The following is a 1350-nucleotide window of genomic DNA, read 5'->3' on the forward strand; positions in this document are numbered from 1 at the left end:
GCCGGGGTTGGTGCCCGTGGGCAGGCCGTTCGGGCCCAGGCTCGTTACGTCCGGCAAGCCGGTGACCGACTGGCCACCGCCGGTGGCCCTGTCCTCGAACGCGAAGCGGGTGTTCCAGTTGGGGTCGAGGACCCGGGTCCAGTTCTGCTGGAGTTCGGTCACCACCGGCACTGCTGGGGTGTCAAGATTGGTCTGCACGTTGGTCGTCCACCGGCGTACCGCCTCATTCGCGATGGCCGACCAGGTCGAGGTGTCCTGCAGATTGCCCCACGACGGGCTGGAGGAGAAACCGTCCGACGTGCCCCACGTGGGCGCGGTCCCGTGACCGTTGTATCCGCCCTGGCCGCTCGACGTGTAGGTGACGTGGTTCCAGTTGTGGCCCGTGATCCAGTTGGCGATGTCCGCCATCAGCTGATTCATGATGTCCCGCGGGTCCGCGGGAAGATTCTGTGACGCGGACGAGCCGTCCGCCATCGTGTAGGAGATCGGCTGGGCCTGCTGCCAGAAGAATTTATTGTACTGGTCGTACAGTTTCTGAATCGCATTGTGTAGGGAAAGCTCCGCCCCGATAAGCGAGTCACCGTGCAGCGTTGTGGTCTGATAGCCCGGGTTCGCAAGCGAGTGGTTCTGCGGCTGGAAACCCGGCGGCCGCAACTGCGCAGTGAAATTCTCGTACTTACTGTGCAGATCGTCCAGCAGATTCCAAAAGACGCTGGCTGCCTTTCCCTTCCAGGCAGCCTGCTCGTCCCCCAGACTCTCCAGCCACTGTTTCAGGATCTCTGTACGATTGGCGAAGAAATCGCCTGCCGCGTCGAAGGACGCGGCCACCTTTGAGAAGGTATGCATATCGACGCCACCGGTGCCCGCCGGCGCGCCACCCACCGGATCGGCCAATCCGACCGTCGTGTGATTGTTGAGCAAGTTCGAGAGAGCGAAGTCGGTGCGTGTCCAGAACTGCTTGCCCAGGGAAATATCCGTATAGCTGATATCTGCCTGGTACATGCCGACGGAGTTGCCCTTGCCGGTGTAGAACTGGAACGTAGCGCCCATTTCGCCAAGGCTGTTCGTGGGCGAAAGGCTGTTTCCGATCTCCTTGATACTTACGTTCATCCACGGAATGCCGCTGTCGCCTTTGGCGCCTGTGATCTCCGAACGTTCCGGCAACGTCCAGCCCGTCACCAGGTGGAGGATGTGTTCCCAGTTATCAACGGCCATGGTGGGGGCTCCAAGAGGACTACCTGCACTGCCGGCGTGGGGGGGGGCCGGGGGCGGGGGGGGGGCCCCGCCGCGCGCGGACGAGAATAAACATGTTTACGTCGGGGAATAATACGCCCCCCACCCGCCCCCGGG

General features: G+C 62.6%; 1 protein-coding gene. It reads right to left on the bottom strand.

The features are described from left to right. Positions 1–1215, bottom strand: a 1215-nt coding sequence (locus tag ACGFU7_RS47560; RefSeq protein WP_393705007.1) for an AAWKG family protein, incomplete at its 3' end; no start/stop codon positions are given. Between the last annotated feature and the right edge of the window lie 135 nt (positions 1216–1350).

The organism is Streptomyces sp. NPDC048473, assembly GCF_043200155.1.
Taxonomy (GTDB): Bacteria; Actinomycetota; Actinomycetes; order Streptomycetales; family Streptomycetaceae; genus Streptomyces.